13 protein-coding genes are annotated in these 14,092 nt (G+C 65.4%); 4 read left to right on the top strand and 9 right to left on the bottom strand.

All coding sequences use genetic code 11. The features are described from left to right. Nucleotides 1-13: 13 nt before the first annotated feature. Nucleotides 14-1,318, bottom strand: a complete 1,305-nt coding sequence (locus IP65_RS19010; RefSeq protein ID WP_169041914.1) for an MFS transporter — start codon at nt 1,316-1,318, stop codon at nt 14-16. Between the two features lie 69 nt (nt 1,319-1,387). Then, complete coding sequence (locus IP65_RS19005; RefSeq protein WP_022676914.1) at nt 1,388-1,858, bottom strand: MarR family winged helix-turn-helix transcriptional regulator; 471 nt, start codon at nt 1,856-1,858, stop codon at nt 1,388-1,390. Between the two features lie 77 nt (nt 1,859-1,935). Here IP65_RS19005 and IP65_RS19000 point away from each other — a divergent pair, with 77 nt between their 5' ends. Together IP65_RS19000 and IP65_RS18995 are read left to right on the top strand one after the other, a co-directional pair. Continuing rightward, nucleotides 1,936-3,405: a carotenoid oxygenase family protein gene (locus IP65_RS19000; RefSeq protein WP_054132680.1), complete on the top strand. Its 1,470-nt coding sequence runs from the start codon at nt 1,936-1,938 to the stop codon at nt 3,403-3,405. 48 nt (nt 3,406-3,453) lie between these two features. Further along, complete coding sequence (locus tag IP65_RS18995; protein ID WP_022676912.1) at nt 3,454-3,915, top strand: DUF3237 domain-containing protein; 462 nt, start codon at nt 3,454-3,456, stop codon at nt 3,913-3,915. Between the two features lie 92 nt (nt 3,916-4,007). Here IP65_RS18995 and IP65_RS18990 read toward each other — a convergent pair whose 3' ends face one another. From IP65_RS18990 to IP65_RS18960, 7 genes are all read right to left on the bottom strand, one after another. Further along, nucleotides 4,008-5,612, bottom strand: coding sequence for an MFS transporter (locus tag IP65_RS18990; RefSeq protein WP_022676911.1), 1,605 nt, complete (start codon nt 5,610-5,612; stop codon nt 4,008-4,010). 2 nt (nt 5,613-5,614) lie between these two features. Then, the gene (locus tag IP65_RS18985; protein WP_054132671.1) at nt 5,615-6,454 is read right to left on the bottom strand and encodes an NAD(P)H-binding protein; all 840 of its coding nucleotides are present in this window, start codon (nt 6,452-6,454) and stop codon (nt 5,615-5,617) included. Nucleotides 6,455-6,488: 34 nt separating this feature from the next. Beyond that, the gene (locus IP65_RS18980) at nt 6,489-7,544 is read right to left on the bottom strand and encodes an amidohydrolase family protein (protein WP_022676910.1); all 1,056 of its coding nucleotides are present in this window, start codon (nt 7,542-7,544) and stop codon (nt 6,489-6,491) included. Nucleotides 7,545-7,581: 37 nt separating this feature from the next. Then, a complete protein-coding gene (locus tag IP65_RS18975) occupies nt 7,582-8,259 on the bottom strand; it encodes a DUF2490 domain-containing protein (RefSeq protein ID WP_022676909.1) in 678 nt (225 codons plus the stop codon). A gap of 93 nt (nt 8,260-8,352) precedes the next feature. Further along, the gene (locus tag IP65_RS18970) at nt 8,353-9,789 is read right to left on the bottom strand and encodes an NAD-dependent succinate-semialdehyde dehydrogenase (RefSeq protein ID WP_022676908.1); all 1,437 of its coding nucleotides are present in this window, start codon (nt 9,787-9,789) and stop codon (nt 8,353-8,355) included. Nucleotides 9,790-9,799: 10 nt separating this feature from the next. Further along, entirely contained in the window at nt 9,800-10,555 is a 756-nt protein-coding gene (locus IP65_RS18965; protein WP_022676907.1) for a nuclear transport factor 2 family protein, read from the bottom strand. A 54-nt stretch (nt 10,556-10,609) separates the two neighbouring features. Continuing rightward, nucleotides 10,610-12,052 carry an MFS transporter gene (locus tag IP65_RS18960; protein ID WP_022676906.1) on the bottom strand — a complete coding sequence of 481 codons (1,443 nt, stop codon included), beginning with the start codon at nt 12,050-12,052 and terminating at the stop codon, nt 10,610-10,612. A 177-nt stretch (nt 12,053-12,229) separates the two neighbouring features. Here IP65_RS18960 and IP65_RS18955 point away from each other — a divergent pair, with 177 nt between their 5' ends. Next, on the top strand, nt 12,230-13,174 hold the full coding sequence (locus IP65_RS18955; protein ID WP_054132670.1) for an SDR family NAD(P)-dependent oxidoreductase: 945 nt from the start codon (nt 12,230-12,232) through the stop codon (nt 13,172-13,174). Further along, nucleotides 13,171-14,091 carry an SDR family NAD(P)-dependent oxidoreductase gene (locus tag IP65_RS18950; protein WP_054132669.1) on the top strand — a complete coding sequence of 307 codons (921 nt, stop codon included), beginning with the start codon at nt 13,171-13,173 and terminating at the stop codon, nt 14,089-14,091. Before IP65_RS18955 ends, IP65_RS18950 begins: the two co-directional genes overlap by 4 nt. The last annotated feature ends 1 nt before the right edge of the window (nt 14,092 follow it).

Raw genomic sequence — 14,092 nt, 5'->3', positions numbered from 1 at the left:
GCGCTCACTCCCATCAATCCGCCGCGCGCAGCCGCAGCGCCAGCAGCGTCGCGGCCGCGCCGAGCGACCCCAACGCCATGATGACCGACACGGTCAGCAGCGGCAGGCCGGCGGTGTGGAACAACTCGCCCGCCAGGATCGGCGAACCGGCCGCACCGATGCGGCCCGCACCGATGGCAAAGCCAGTGCCGGTGGCGCGCACCTTGGCCGGAAAGCCATGGGCAAAGGCGGAATAGAACCCGACGATCGCGGCATTGGTAGTGAACCCGGTGAAGAACACCGCCAGGCGCCAACCGGCCAGGCTCTGCGCCCCCAGCCCGAACAGCGACACCGCCACGGTGCCGGCCACCAGCATGGCGATCGTGGGCCACTTGATGCCAAAGCGGTGCATCAGGAAGCCGAACATCCCGCCACCGATCGCACCACCGATGTTGGCCCACACCAGCACGCTGGCAGCCTGCGGCTGGGTATAGCCGAAATCGGCCACGATCTTGGGGCTCCACTTGAGGATGTAGTAGAACGTGATGCAATGCAGCGAATAGCCCAGCGTCAGCAGCAGCGTGGTGCCGACCAGGCCGGGCCGCAGGATATCGAGCAGGCTGGCCCGCGGCGCACCGGTTTCCACCGGCGGCAGTGCCTGCGCTGCCGGCAGGCGTAGCGCGGCGAGCGAGCGGTTGGCCCGCGCCAGGGCATCGGCCGGGCGGCTGACCAGGAACCAGGCCGGAGTTTCCGGCACCAGGAAGAACACCAGCGGAATGAACACCAGCGTGGCGATGGCGCCGAATTCGAATACCACGCGCCAATCGCCGCTTTTCAGCAGCAGCGCCGCGATCGTGCCACCCACCGTGGCGCCGATGGGATAGCCGATCACCATCAACGACATCGCCAGGCTGCGGCCCTTGTTGCTGCAGATTTCGGCCGTGACCGCGTTGATCGCCGCCAGCATGCCGCCGATGCCGAGGCCGGTCAGCAGGCGCCACACCCCCAGCGAATAGGGATTGGCCGCAGTGGTCGCCAGGCCCATGCCCACGGCCATCACCACCAGGCAGCCCAATACGGTGGGACGCCGGCCGAACCGGTCTGCCGCGCCGCCCAGCAGGATCGACCCAAAGCCCATCCCGATCAGTTCCATCGACAGGACCACGCCCAGCGCATCGCGCCCGATGCCCCATTCCTTGGAAATGCCCGGCGCGGCAAAGGCGCTCGACAGCACGTCGAACCCGTCGAGCGCATTGAGGGCGATCATCAGCGCCACGGCGATCCACTGCCGCGTTCCCATCGGGGATTGGCGAATCACCTCGCGCGGATCGTGCAACATCGTATCTCTCCCGTCCGCGCCCGGCTGACGCGTTATTGCTATGGTTTATAACATGCCGGAGCGATCTGGCTACTCGTGAATGCGCGCCAGCAATTCCAGCAACAGTTTCACTTCCTTGTCGGAAAAGTGGCGCTTCACCCAGGCCTCATGCTCGCCAATCGCGAACTTGGCGCGCGAGAGCATGGCCTGGCCTTCAGGTTCCAGGAACAGCGCCTGCTTGCGCCCGTCCTCGGCCGATCGGTCGCGCCGCAGATAGTGCTTGGCCTGAAGGCGGTTGATGATCGCCATGGTGGTGGCGCGGTCCATCCGCAGGCGCTGGGCCAGGTCGGTCTGGGCAATGCCGGGGTGATCGTCGACCAGCCACAGCACCGAAACCTGCTTCTGCGTCAGGTCCAGCTCGGTGAAGGTCTCGGTAAAATGGCGCAGGCAGGCGCCATGGGCCAGGCGGATATGAAAGCCCAGGATGCCGTTGATTTCGCCGATATCGGCCTCTTCGCCCGGTGGCGGGGTCACCACATCGGCAAACTTGTCCTTGATCAATGCCTGCTCCCCATTGCCTTGCGCATCAGATAAGCGCAATTGTTAGCCAACCATACAAAACTAGCAGGAGGATGCCAGTGTCTCACTTTCCCGCCTCGCCCAGCTTTACCGGCTTCAACACCCCGTCGCGGGTCGAGGCCGACATTGCCGACCTGGCCCACGATGGGGAAATTCCCCGCGAACTGAACGGGGCGTTTTACCGCGTTCAGCCAGACCCGCAATTCCCCCCGCGCCTGGGTGACGATATTGCCTTCAACGGCGATGGCATGATCACCCGGTTCCACATCCACGATGGGCAGGTGGATTTCCGCCAGCGCTGGGCCCACACCGACAAGTGGAAACTGGAAAAGGCCGCCGGCAAGGGCCTGTTCGGCGCCTATCGCAACCCGCTGACCGATGACGAGAGCGTGCAAGGGCAGATCCGCTCCACCGCCAATACCAATGCCTTCATCCACGCCGGCAAGCTGTGGGCAATGAAGGAAGACAGCCCCGCCCTGCTGATGGACCCGGCCAGCATGGAAACCATCGGCTTTGAAAAGTTCGGTGGCCGCATGACCGGCCAAACCTTTACCGCCCATCCCAAGGTCGATCCGGCCACCGGCAACATGGTGGCGATCGGCTATGCCGCCAGCGGCCTGTGCACCGATGACGTGACCTACATGGAAGTAAGCCCGACCGGCGAACTGGTGCGCGAGGTGTGGTTCAAGGTGCCCTATTACTGCATGATGCACGACTTCGGCATCACGCAGGACTATCTGCTGCTGCACATCGTGCCCTCGATCGGCAGTTGGGAGCGGCTGGAGGCGGGCCTGCCGCACTTCGGCTTTGACACCACCAAGCCCGTTCACCTGGGCGTGATCCCGCGTCGCGACGGCGTGACCCAGGAAGACATTCGCTGGTTCACGCGTGACAACTGCTTTGCCAGCCACGTGCTCAACGCCTGGCAAGAGGGCAGCAAGATCCACTTCGTCACCTGCGAGGCGAAGAACAACATGTTCCCGTTCTTCCCCGATGTGCACGGCGCCCCGTTCAACGGACGCGAAGCGATGAGCTATCCCACCGATTGGGTGGTGGACATGGCCAGCAACGGCGATGCCTTTACCGCGATCAAGCGCCTGTCGAACACTGCCTGCGAATTTCCGCGCATCGACGATCGCTTTGCCGGGCAGCATACGCACCACGGCTGGTTCCTGGAAATGGACATGCAGCGCCCGGTCGAGCTGCGCGGCGGCAGCGCCGGCGGGCTGTTGATGAATTGCCTGTTCCACAAGAACTTTGCCACAGGCGAAGAGCAGCACTGGTGGTGCGGCCCGGTCAGCAGCCTGCAAGAGCCGTGCTTCATCCCGCGCAGCAAGGACGCGCCCGAAGGCGATGGCTGGATCGTGCAGGTGTGCAACCGCCTGGAAGAGGCCCGCAGCGACCTGTTGATCTTCGATGCGCAGGCGATCGCCCAGGGGCCGCTTGCCACCGTGCACATCCCCATTCGCCTGCGCTTTGGCCTGCACGGCAACTGGGCCGATGCGGCCGACATCGGCCTGGCGGCATGACCGCGCCATGCTATGACGCATAACGATCTGGCCGATGGGAGAGCATGCATGATCAAGCCCGAACTGGAATTCGTCTATGAGGCGAGCGGCGATCTGGAGCCGCCGCGCCAGATCGGCCAGACCTATGACGGCGCCCGCCGCATCATTCCCATCGTCGGCGGCGGGCGGGTTGAAGGGCCGCTGATCCAGGGACAACTGGTCGGCAATTCCGCCGATTGGCAGCTCACCCGCGCCGACGGGGTAACCGTGGCCGATGCGCTCTATGCGATCGAAACCGACGATGGCGTGCTGATCCAGATCCGCAACAAGGGCCTGCGCCACGGCCCGCCCGATGTCATGGCCCGGCTTGCCGCCGGCGAGGAAGTCGATCCGGCCGAATACTATTTCCGCACCGTGCCCGAATTCATCGCGCCGGTGGGCAAGTATGAATGGATGAACCGCTCGATCTTCGTATGCAGCGGCGCGCGCTATCCCCTGGGCATCAAGCTGTGGGTGTGGCGCGTTCTGTAAGGTTGCTTGTGGTTTCCACCACCCCCCGACCCCCTCCTCTGAAGAGGAGGGGGTCGGGGGGTGGTACGAAGCCTGTCACAACGCCGCCCCCCTCACGCCCGCGCGCGCAACCCGGCCTCGTCCCGCGCGCTGCGCCGTGCGATCAGCAGCATCAAGACCACGATGGGAATGGCCACGGCATTCATCGTCAGCATGGCGTGGGTCAGGTTGCCCGTGGCATCGGAAATCAGGCCCACGGCATAGGGGCCGATACCCATGCCCACGATGGTCATCGTCAGCAGATAGAGGCTGGCGGTGATCCCCCGCATGCGCGGCAGCACCTGGTCATACATGATGGCATAGAGCGGTGGCATCCACCCGGTCAGCACCAGGCTGTAGATCGCAAAGTGCCAATAGAACGTGGTCGGATCGGGCGAAAGGTACGTCCAGAACGACAGCAGCGGCGAAACCCCCATGGCAAACAGCGCGACCAGCGCCCGGCCCGAAGACGGCAGGCGGCGGTGCAGCAGATCGGCCAGCGGCCCCCAGATCAGCGGGCCGACAATGCCCATCGCCGCTGACAGCAGCCCGAACTGCAGCGCGGTGTCCTTCATCGAAAGGTGATAGGTCTTGATCAGGAAGCTGGGGTTGAACGCCATCATCCCATAGTTGATCGCCGATTGCAGTGTGCCCACCGCGATCGCCATGATCAGCGTGGGCGATCCGGCAATCACGCGAAAGGCCTGGGCATCATCGGCGCGCATGCGCTGCATCAGGTTGACCAGCACGAACAGGCCAAAACCGATCACGCCCCATTGCAGGCTATGCGCATCGACCGTGATCGGCCCCAGCGGCAGCGGCGGCCGGGCCGACAGGCCCCGGCAGATCACCGCCAGCACGGCCATGACCGCCGCGATCCCGGCCAGCGCCGCCAGGTTGGTGGCAAAAGCCGCAGCCTTGGCGCGGCGCAGCGCCATGGCGATCCAGTGCAACCCCGGCGTCACCCCACCGAGCAGCGCGATACTGGCGCGAAACGGATGCGGATCGACCGGCGCGGGTATGCCATCCATCGCCCCGCGTGCCGGTTCCTTCATGGTGCCGACGAATGCGGCAAGGACGAAACCAGGCGCCGCCGCCACCAGAAACGCAAACTGCCAGCCTTTGAGGCCGAGCGGCGCGCTGCCCCCCGCCCAATGCTCGGTCCAGGCTTGCGCGGCAACGCCACCCAGAATCAACGAGCCGCCCAGCCCCAGCGCAATCGCCGAGGCCATCACCGCCATGACGAAACCGCGCCGGTGCTTGGGCCAGAAATCATAGATCAGCGACGTGCCCGCCGGCTGGGTAGCCGCCTCGCCAATGCCCACGCCCAGCCTAGACAGCGCCAGCAGGCCAAAACTGGTGGCCAGGCCCCCCAGCCCGGTCGCCGCCGACCACAGCACCAGGCTGATGCCCAGCAGCCGGGTGCGCGTCCAGCCATCGGCCAGGCGCCCTACCGGCAGCGAGAACAAGGCATAGAACAGCGCAAAGACAGTGCCATAGAGCAGCCCCATCTCGGCATCGCCCACGCCCAGGTCGTGCTTGATCGCCGGGGCCAGGATCGCCAGGATCTGGCGATCGAGCAGGCTCATCGCATTGGTCAGCGCCACCAGCACCAGGGCATACCAGCCCCCGCGCGCGATCGTGCGCGATGGGCCGGCTGCGCTATTGCTCTCTGTCATGCTCAGGCCAATGCCGCAGCGATGGTCTGGGCGATCGGTGTGGTGGGCCGGCCGATCAGCGCGCTCAACGTGCGGCTGTCGTCAAACAGTTGGTCCTTGCTCGATTCAAAGCTGGAATTGGCCAGCATCTGCGCCAGGAAGCCAGGCAATCCCACCCCTTCGAGCGCGGCGGCATAATCGGCCTTGGACATATCGACATAGGCCACCGGCTTGCCCGCCTGCCGCGCCACTTCGGCCGCGAATTCCGCCATGGTAAAGGCGGTATCGCCCGCCAATTCATAGACTTCGCCGCCCTTGGCGCCGATCAGCGCCTGGGCCGCAGCCGCGGCATAATCGGCCCGGGTGGCGCTGGCGATGCGGCCCTGCCCGGCCGCGCCCAGAATGGCGCCGTGGGCAATCGCCGGCGCCAGGGCGCCGGTGTAGTTTTCGTTGTACCAGCCATTGCGCAGCAGCACGAAAGGCACGCCGCTGGCGCGCAGCAGCGCCTCGGTCTCGCGATGCTCCTGCGCCAGGCCGATGGTCGAGGTGTCGGCATGGAGGATCGAGGTATAGGCGATCAGGCCGACGCGGGCCGCCTTGGCCGCGTCGATCACGGCGGCGTGCTGCGGCACGCGTGCGCCCACGGCATTGCCCGAGATCAGCAGCAGCCGCTCCACCCCGGACAGCGCCGGCGCCAGCGTTTCGGGCTTGTCGTAATCGGCCACGCGCACGGCCACGCCGCTGCCTTCCAGCTTGGCCGGATCGCGCGCCAGCGCCACGACATTGCCAGCGCCCACCTTGGCCACCAGTTCAGCCAGCACCAGACGCCCCAGTTGGCCCGATGCACCCGCAACAGCGTACATGCTCATTCTCCTTCGGCCTGCGTGATCGACAAGATTACAGCTTGAACCAGCGTTCCGCGTTGGTCTGGAAGAACTTCTTCTTCGTTTCGGGCGTGATGTCCATCGCGTCCATCGCGCGCACTTCATCGGCCACATACTGATAGGGATAGTCCATCGCATACATCACGCGGTCCGCGCCCATCACCTCCTGGCAGAACTTGATCGCCGGCTCCCACGCCATGCCGGAATTGGTCACCAGCACGTTGGAGCGCAGGTATTCGGCAATGGTCTTCTTGAGCGGCTTCATCCGGGCATAGCGCTGTGACCGCACGCCGGCCTGGTGCATGAAATCAAGGCGATAGAGCCAATAGGGCAGCGCCTCGCCCATATGGCCGACCATGATCTGCAAGCTGGGATACTTGTCAAAGATGCCGATCGTGATGAGCCGCAGCAGGTGCATGCCGGTTTCCACGCCAAAGCCAAAGATGGCGCCATCCAGGCCTGCCTCCAGCATCGGCCCGATCATCGCATCGGGGGGCGTGCAGGGATGGATATAAAGCGGCTGGTCCACCTCGACCAGGGCACGGAAGATCGGATCGAAGAATTCCTCGTCGAGATAGCGCCCTTGCGTGTGGCTGTTGATCTGGATGCCCTTGAAGCCCAGTTCCTTGGCGCCGCGATGGATTTCACGGGCAGACCATTCCGGGTCCTGCGGGGCCACGGTGCCAAGCCCGATGAAGCGGTCGGGATAGGCTTCACAGGCGCTCGCCAGCCGATCGTTGGCGCGGGTGGCAATCGCCTTGGCTTCGTCGAGGTTGGTCAGCGGCTGCACCCCGGGCGAGGTCAGCGCCAGGATCGCCTTGTCGATGCCGGTCGCATCCATGTCGGCAATGCGCCGCTCGCCCAGGTCGAGCAGGCGCTCCATGATCTGCACCGCGCGCTCCGACGGCGATTGGGCGTAAAACCCCCAAAGCGAGACTAGCCCCATGTCCGCCTCGCCATCGCGGATCATGCGCAGATAGGCATCGACCTGTTCCTGGGTGGCAAAGGCTTCCTCGGTGGCGATGCGCAAATATCCTTGCGCGCCGCCGGTTTTCAGATCCTGGGTCATGCGGGCCTCTCCTGGTTATGGGCCGGCCCGCGCGCGATCACCTGCGGATCATGAGCGACAGACTGGCAATGTGATTCATGCGATCCTCGCGCGCCGGGCGCGAGACATACTGGCCGGAATAGCCCGCCTCCACGCTGATGCCGCGGCCCACCGGCAAGGCCACGCCGGCAAAGCCGCGCAGCTGGTCGAAACCCGATTTCTGGCCCCAGCCGGTGCGGTTGAGGCCCACGAACGGTTCGGCCCAGACCACCGCCTGCGGCGTGCCCGGCTTGCCCAGCGGCACGTCGAGCCGCACCAGCTGGCGCAGGCGCCAACCCGTTCCGCCCTGCCCGTCGACCAGGCGTTGTTCCAGCCGGGTGCGCCCGGTCAGCGTCGGGCGCGTGGTGCCATTGCCCGCCCCGTCGCCAAACGCGCGCCAGGTCACCTGCTCGAACACGCGGTGTTCGTGGCTCACCCGCCCGCCCAGCGGATCGCTGCGGATATAGCCATAGCCGCCCCAGACTGTGGTCGACCGGTCGAGCTTGACCCCAAGCGCCCCGCGCACGATCGCTTGCCCGGCGCGCTGCGCATCGTCGGTCAGGCGCAGCTGCACGTCGGTGAACAGCACGAGGTCCTGGTTGAGGTTGAGGAACGATTGCTGCGCCAGCCACACCTGCGCGTCGTCCTCCGCCGCCAGAGCGGGAGTGGCGGCAAGGACCAGGGCAGGAAAAAGCATTCGGCGCATCGGGCACTCCGGCAGGCAGCAGACAAGCCTGCCCCGCTATGCCGCTTGCTTTTCCCGAATGTTGCCCGCCCATAACGTTGCGCATCAGGCTTCGTGCACGGTCTTGGTCACCAGGCACGCCATCAGGCCTTCGGGGCCATCCTCGTGCCCGTGGCCCGACCATTTCACCCCGCCAAATGGCGCATCGGCGCCGCCGATCATCGTCGTGTTGATGCCCAGCATGCCGGTTTCCACCTCGGCCGCCACGCGGGCGCGGGTGGCATGGCCCTGGCACCAGGCATAGGCTGCCAGGCCATAGGGCAGGCGATTGGCCTCGGCGATCATCGCATCGGCATCGGCAAAGCGGTTGATCAGCGCCACCGGCCCGAACGGCTCCTCGTTCATGATCGCGGCATCCAGGGGAATGTCAGACAGCACGCTGGGCGCAAAGAAGAACCCGGCATTGCCCACCCGCTCACCACCGGTGTGCAGGCGTGCGCCGCGCGCCAAGGCGTCGCCGATCAGGCGCTCCATCGCCTCAGGCCGGCGCGGATTGGCCATCGGGCCCATCTGCACGCCATCCTCCAGCCCGTTGCCCACGCGCACCTGCGCCGCGCGGGCGGCAAAGCCATCGCGGAAAGCCTCGAACACCGGCTCTTCCACGATGAACCGCGTCGGGCTGACACAGACCTGCCCGGCGTTGCGATACTTGTGCGCCACCGCCGTTTCGATCGCGCGATCAAGGTCGGCATCGGCAAAGACCAGCACCGGGCCATGGCCGCCCAATTCCATCGTCGTGCGCTTCATGTCGTCGGCCGCCAGCTTGGCCAGGTGCTGGCCCACCTGGGTCGATCCGGTGAACGACAGCTTGCGGATCACCGGGCTGCCGAGCAGATGCCGGCTGACCTCGTCGGGCACGCCGAACACGGCCTGCGCCACTTGCGGCGGCAACCCGGCATCGAGCAGGCATTGCAGCACGCCCAGCGCGCTGGCCGGGGTTTCCTCGGCCGCCTTGAGGATCACCGAACAGCCTGCGGCGATCGGTGCCCCCAGCTTGCGCCCGGGATTGCCGAGCGGGAAATTCCATGGCGCAAAGGCCGCCACCGGGCCAACCGGCTCGTGCGTGACGGTAGAGCGCATGCCGGTGGGCCGCACCAGCGCGCGGCCATAGATGCGCTGCACCTCGCCGGCATAGAATTGGAACAGCCCGACGTTCATCAGAACCTCGATCCGCGCCTCGGGCAGGGTCTTGCCCTGCTCCAGCGTGGCGATCCGCGCCAGGTCTTCCTGCCGCTCCAGCATCAGCCGGGCCGCGCCATTGAGCACGGCGGCACGCTGCTGCGGGGTGGACTTGCGCCACAGCGCAAAGCCTTGCGCCGCCACATCGAGGGCGGCGTCAAGGTCTGCGACATCGGCCAGCGGCAGTTCGCCCAGCACCGCGCCCGTCGCCGGGTTGACCACGGCGTGGGTGCGCCGCCCACCCCCGCTCACGCGCTGGCCGTTGATGATCATGCAAAGCGAGGGATAGGTCGTCGTGGTCATGGGCTGGGGCTTACTTCGCAGCGATCGCGGCATCGTGATCGAGGTCGCGCTGCAGGCGCTGCGCCTCGATCGGCTTGCCGGTGATCGGGTGGTTCATGTGGAACGGGGTGATCTTGTGCGTGGGCCACAGCCAGTGGCCTTCGAGCAGTTCATCCGGCCCGCTGGGATCGGTGGGATAGGTCACCTTGGGGAACGGCACGTACTCGGGCGGCGTGTGCGCCCAGCCCTTTTCGAAATCACCGTGCCAGATCGGCATGTAGTTCAGGATATGCATGCGCCATTTGCCGTCCACCTTCTTGTAGGTGTTTTCGTAAATGCCGCCTTCCCACCATTGCCGGGCCTTGAGGTGCGGCGCGTCGCCCTCGAAATCCTTGTGTCGCCCGGCCTGCATCATTGAGCGCGCGCGCGCCAGCGCGGTGACGCCATCGGGCTGGATATCGATGATATCCTGCAACTGCGGGTGATCGAGCAGGAAGCCATCGATCGGGCCGTTGTTGCCATAGGTGAAGCGCTTCTGGAACCGCTCGACATAGAGGCGGCGAATGCCTTCCTTGCCTTTCCACACACCGCCGAAAAAGCGCACTTCGCCATCGTCGGTGAACAGGTCGACCGTTTCGTTATAGAGGCACTTGTCGATCAGATAACCATAGAGATGCTGGAGCTTGCGCACGTCCAGCTCGTCCTCGCGCACGGTCAGGCGGGCTTCCACCTGGGCCAGCTTTTGTTCAAGCAGCGCAATACGATCGCCTGCCGCTTCGCCCGTCATCGCTCTCTCCATTTTGTATGTGTCACTAACAAATTGCGGATCAGCAAGCGGCTGTCAACGCCCTTGCGCTTCCAGACGCGCCACTTCTTCCCGATAGGGCCGGATCGCCAGGATCATCGACACCGTGGCGATCGGCAGCAGCGCGCCGGCGGTGATCACCAGCGCCTTCCACAGCTGCGCTTCCACCCCCACGATGCGCTGCGCCACCACGCCCACCACAAAGCTGCCCATCGCCCCAAAGAAAGTGAACATGAACAGATAGATCGCGGTGACCTGACCGCGCATCTCGTTGGGTGCGATGCGCTGGATCGCCGCGTTCTGCGGCACGGCGCCGGCCAGGCCGAACATCCCGCCCAGCGCCATGACCGCCAGGCTGGTCTCGCCGGTCGGCATCAGCGGCGCGGTAATCGCGCAGATCGTGACCAGCGCAAACAGGATCGCGGCACAGCGCACGTTGGCGTCCTTGTGCCGCTTGGCCATCCATTCCACGAAAACGCCGCCCAGGAAAATGCCCAGCAGCGAACTGACCAGCAGCATCGGCGCCATGACCATGCCGATGCGTCCCTCGTCCCAGCCATAAGTGCGGATCATGAACGGCACCCGCCAGAACGCCAGGCCAAAGGTTTCGATCGCGGCCAGCGCCAGCCCCAGGAACAGCGGATAATAGACGCGGCCACGCGCATGGATGGCACGCACCGCGTCCAATCCGGTGAACGCCACAACGCGCCGGCCCAGGCTGGTTTCAGCCGCCACGCCGCCCTGGCGCGCGGCCGGTTGATGGCCGCGTCGTGCCGGTTCACGGATCGCCAGCAGCAGCAGGGCCGCCAGCAGGCCCGCCACCGCCTCGCCCAGCAGGATCAGCTGCCAGGAATGGATGCGCAGGCCCAGCAGTACCGGATCGGGCCGGCCCGCCAGCCACATGATCAACTTGCCGCCCAGCGCCACGCCCACCGTGGTGCCGCCGATGAAACCCAGTTGCAGCACGGCAAAGGCGCGCGTGATCTTCTTGGGCGGGAAGAAATCGGCGAGCAGCGAATAGGACGCCGGCGCATGGGCAGATCCGCCCGCGCCCAGGAACATGCGGCTGCCCACGAACTGGCCAAAGCTTTGCGCCATGCCGCCCAGCGCCATGATCGTGGCCGTCGCCAGCATGCCGCCGGCCAGCACCAGGCGGCGCGGATAGATATCGGCCAACCGCGCCAGCGGGATGCCCACCACCACGAAGAAAATCACGCTGGCCGGCCCACCCAGGAACCCGAGTGCCTCGTCGCTCAACGCGAAATCCTGCTTGATGCGCTGGGCCAGCATGCCAAACACGGTCTGGTCAAAGAAGTTGAGGAACGTGGCCAGCACGATGGCGAACAGCGCGAACCACGCCGCGCCCGCCGCTGGCCAGGGCTGCGTTGTCGGCACGGCCGATTCGCTGTCGAACGCTGCCTCTGCCTGAAGGGCGGCTACCCCGTCATCGGGGATCGTCGGTGCCATTGCACCTGCCATCGCGTCTCTCCTCTCCCGGCCGGCCTTTCTTGGAATCGGGCCATTTTCATCCGGATCATTGTTAGTCTTGCATACAATTCTCAGGTAGTGAATAGGGTAGGCACAAAAACAAATGACGGGCTGCGATCAACGCGCGCCACCATAACAAACGTTATCTTGCAAAAACGGAGAGGAACCATGCAGAATCTGCCGGGCAAAACAGCACTCGTCACCGGAGGGGCCAGCGGAATCGGCCTGGGAATCGCCAAGGCGCTGCTGGGTGCGGGCATGAACGTGGCGATTGCCGATATTCGCGACGATCACCTGGCGCAGGGTAGCGCCGAACTGGCCGACGTGGCCGGTGGGGCGACCGACCGCATCCTCGCCCTCAAGCTCGATGTGACCGACCGCGCCAACTATGCCGCGGTGGCCGATGCGATCGAGGCGCGCTTTGGCAAGATCCACATCCTGGTCAACAATGCCGGCGTCGCCGTGGTCGGCCCAACCGACCTCGCCACGTTCGCCGATTGGGACTGGGTCATGGGCGTGAACCTGGGCGGCACCATCAACGGCATCGTCACCGTGCTGCCGCGCATCCTGTCCCATGGCGAAGGCGGCCATATCGTCAACACCGCCTCGATGTCGGCCCTCGTGCCGGCGGCGGCGACCACGATCTATTCCTCGGGCAAGGCGGCCGTCACTTCGATGATGGAATGCATGCGCCCCGAACTGGAATCGCGCGGGGTGATCTGTTCGGCGTTCTGCCCCGGCGCGGTGCAATCCAACATTGCCGAAGCCGGCAAGACCCGCCCGGCAGAGCTGGCGGAAACCGGCTATGCCGAAGCCGACAAGCGCCGCCAGGCCGGCGGCAATTTCTCGCACCTCTACCAGACCAAGGAGCAGGTCGGGCAGCGCGTGCTCGAAGGCATCCTCAACGATGAACTCTATATCCTCACCCACTCCGAATTCCTGGTGGGCGTGAAGGAACGCGGCGAGGCGACCACCGCCGCGGTGCAGACCCACCTGCCGGAAAACCCCGAATACAAGCAGACGTTCGCCATGCTGTTCCGCAACCCGGCGATCACCGCCGAGATCGAGCGGCAGAACGCACTCAAGGCCACCCGGATGGGAGTAACCGCATGAAGGATTTTGCCGGCCGCACGGCCTTCGTCACCGGTGGCGCCAACGGCGTCGGCATCGGCCTCGTCCGCCAGTTGCTCAACGAAGGCTGCAAAGTGGCGATTGCCGACATTCGCCAGGATTCGATCGACCAGGCCCTGGCCAGCCTCGACAACCGCGAAGTCATGGGCGTCCAACTCGACGTGTCGAGCCGCGAAGCGTTTCGCGAGGCGGCTGACCGCGTGGAAGCCGAATTCGGCCCGGTCTCGCTGTTGTTCAACAACGCCGGGGTCAACCTTTTCCAGCCGATCGAGGAATCGAGCTATGACGATTGGGACTGGCTGCTCGGCGTCAATCTCCACGGTGTGATCAACGGGGTGATGACTTTCGTGCCGCGCATGGTGGAACGGGTAAAGACCGGCACGCAAAAGGGCGGGCACATTACCAACACCGCCTCGATGGCGGCCTTCCTCGCCGCCGGCACGCCGGGGATCTACAACACCACCAAGTTCGCCGTGCGCGGCCTGTCGGAATCGCTGCACTATTCGCTGCTGCAATATGGCATCGGCGTTTCGGTGCTGTGCCCAGGCCTGGTCAAAAGCTATATCTATGCCAGCGACGCGATCCGCCCTGACAGCCTGAAGGGTGGCGCCAAGCCGGTGAACCAGGAAGCCGTGGAGCGCCTGGCGGGCGTCCACGAATTCGGCATGGAGCCCGACGTGATCGCGCAGCGCACGCTCGACGCCATGCGCGAAAACCGCCTGCACATTTTCTCGCACCCCGATCACAAGGAAGAGATGCGTGAGATCTTTGACGAGATCATCGCCGAATACCGCGACTATCCCAAGGATGCCGGGCACGACCAGCGCGTGGCGTTCGAGGCGTTCCGCCGCGACTCGTTCGCCAAGGCCCGCGCCGCCTCGCGCGCGTCGGATTTTTGAA

This window comes from Novosphingobium sp. AAP1 (assembly GCF_001295765.1).
Classification (GTDB): domain Bacteria; phylum Pseudomonadota; class Alphaproteobacteria; order Sphingomonadales; family Sphingomonadaceae; genus Novosphingobium; species Novosphingobium capsulatum.
The sequence above is the reverse complement of the archived record's forward strand: the minus strand, read 5'-3'. Positions and strand labels throughout refer to the sequence as shown.

Bases quoted from the DNA above. Each gene is read 5' to 3' on its own strand.
- IP65_RS19010 (WP_169041914.1), bottom strand. From the start codon at position 1,318: ATGTTGCACGATCCGCGCGAGGTGATTCGCCAATCCCCGATGGGAACG.
- IP65_RS18995 (WP_022676912.1), top strand. From the start codon at position 3,454: ATGATCAAGCCCGAACTGGAATTCGTCTATGAGGCGAGCGGCGATCTG.
- IP65_RS18990 (WP_022676911.1), bottom strand. From the start codon at position 5,612: ATGACAGAGAGCAATAGCGCAGCCGGCCCATCGCGCACGATCGCGCGC.
- IP65_RS18985 (WP_054132671.1), bottom strand. From the start codon at position 6,454: ATGTACGCTGTTGCGGGTGCATCGGGCCAACTGGGGCGTCTGGTGCTG.
- IP65_RS18980 (WP_022676910.1), bottom strand. From the start codon at position 7,544: ATGACCCAGGATCTGAAAACCGGCGGCGCGCAAGGATATTTGCGCATC.
- IP65_RS18975 (WP_022676909.1), bottom strand. From the start codon at position 8,259: ATGCTTTTTCCTGCCCTGGTCCTTGCCGCCACTCCCGCTCTGGCGGCG.
- IP65_RS18970 (WP_022676908.1), bottom strand. From the start codon at position 9,789: ATGACCACGACGACCTATCCCTCGCTTTGCATGATCATCAACGGCCAG.
- IP65_RS18965 (WP_022676907.1), bottom strand. From the start codon at position 10,555: ATGACGGGCGAAGCGGCAGGCGATCGTATTGCGCTGCTTGAACAAAAG.
- IP65_RS18960 (WP_022676906.1), bottom strand. From the start codon at position 12,052: ATGGCAGGTGCAATGGCACCGACGATCCCCGATGACGGGGTAGCCGCC.
- IP65_RS18955 (WP_054132670.1), top strand. From the start codon at position 12,230: ATGCAGAATCTGCCGGGCAAAACAGCACTCGTCACCGGAGGGGCCAGC.
- IP65_RS18950 (WP_054132669.1), top strand. From the start codon at position 13,171: ATGAAGGATTTTGCCGGCCGCACGGCCTTCGTCACCGGTGGCGCCAAC.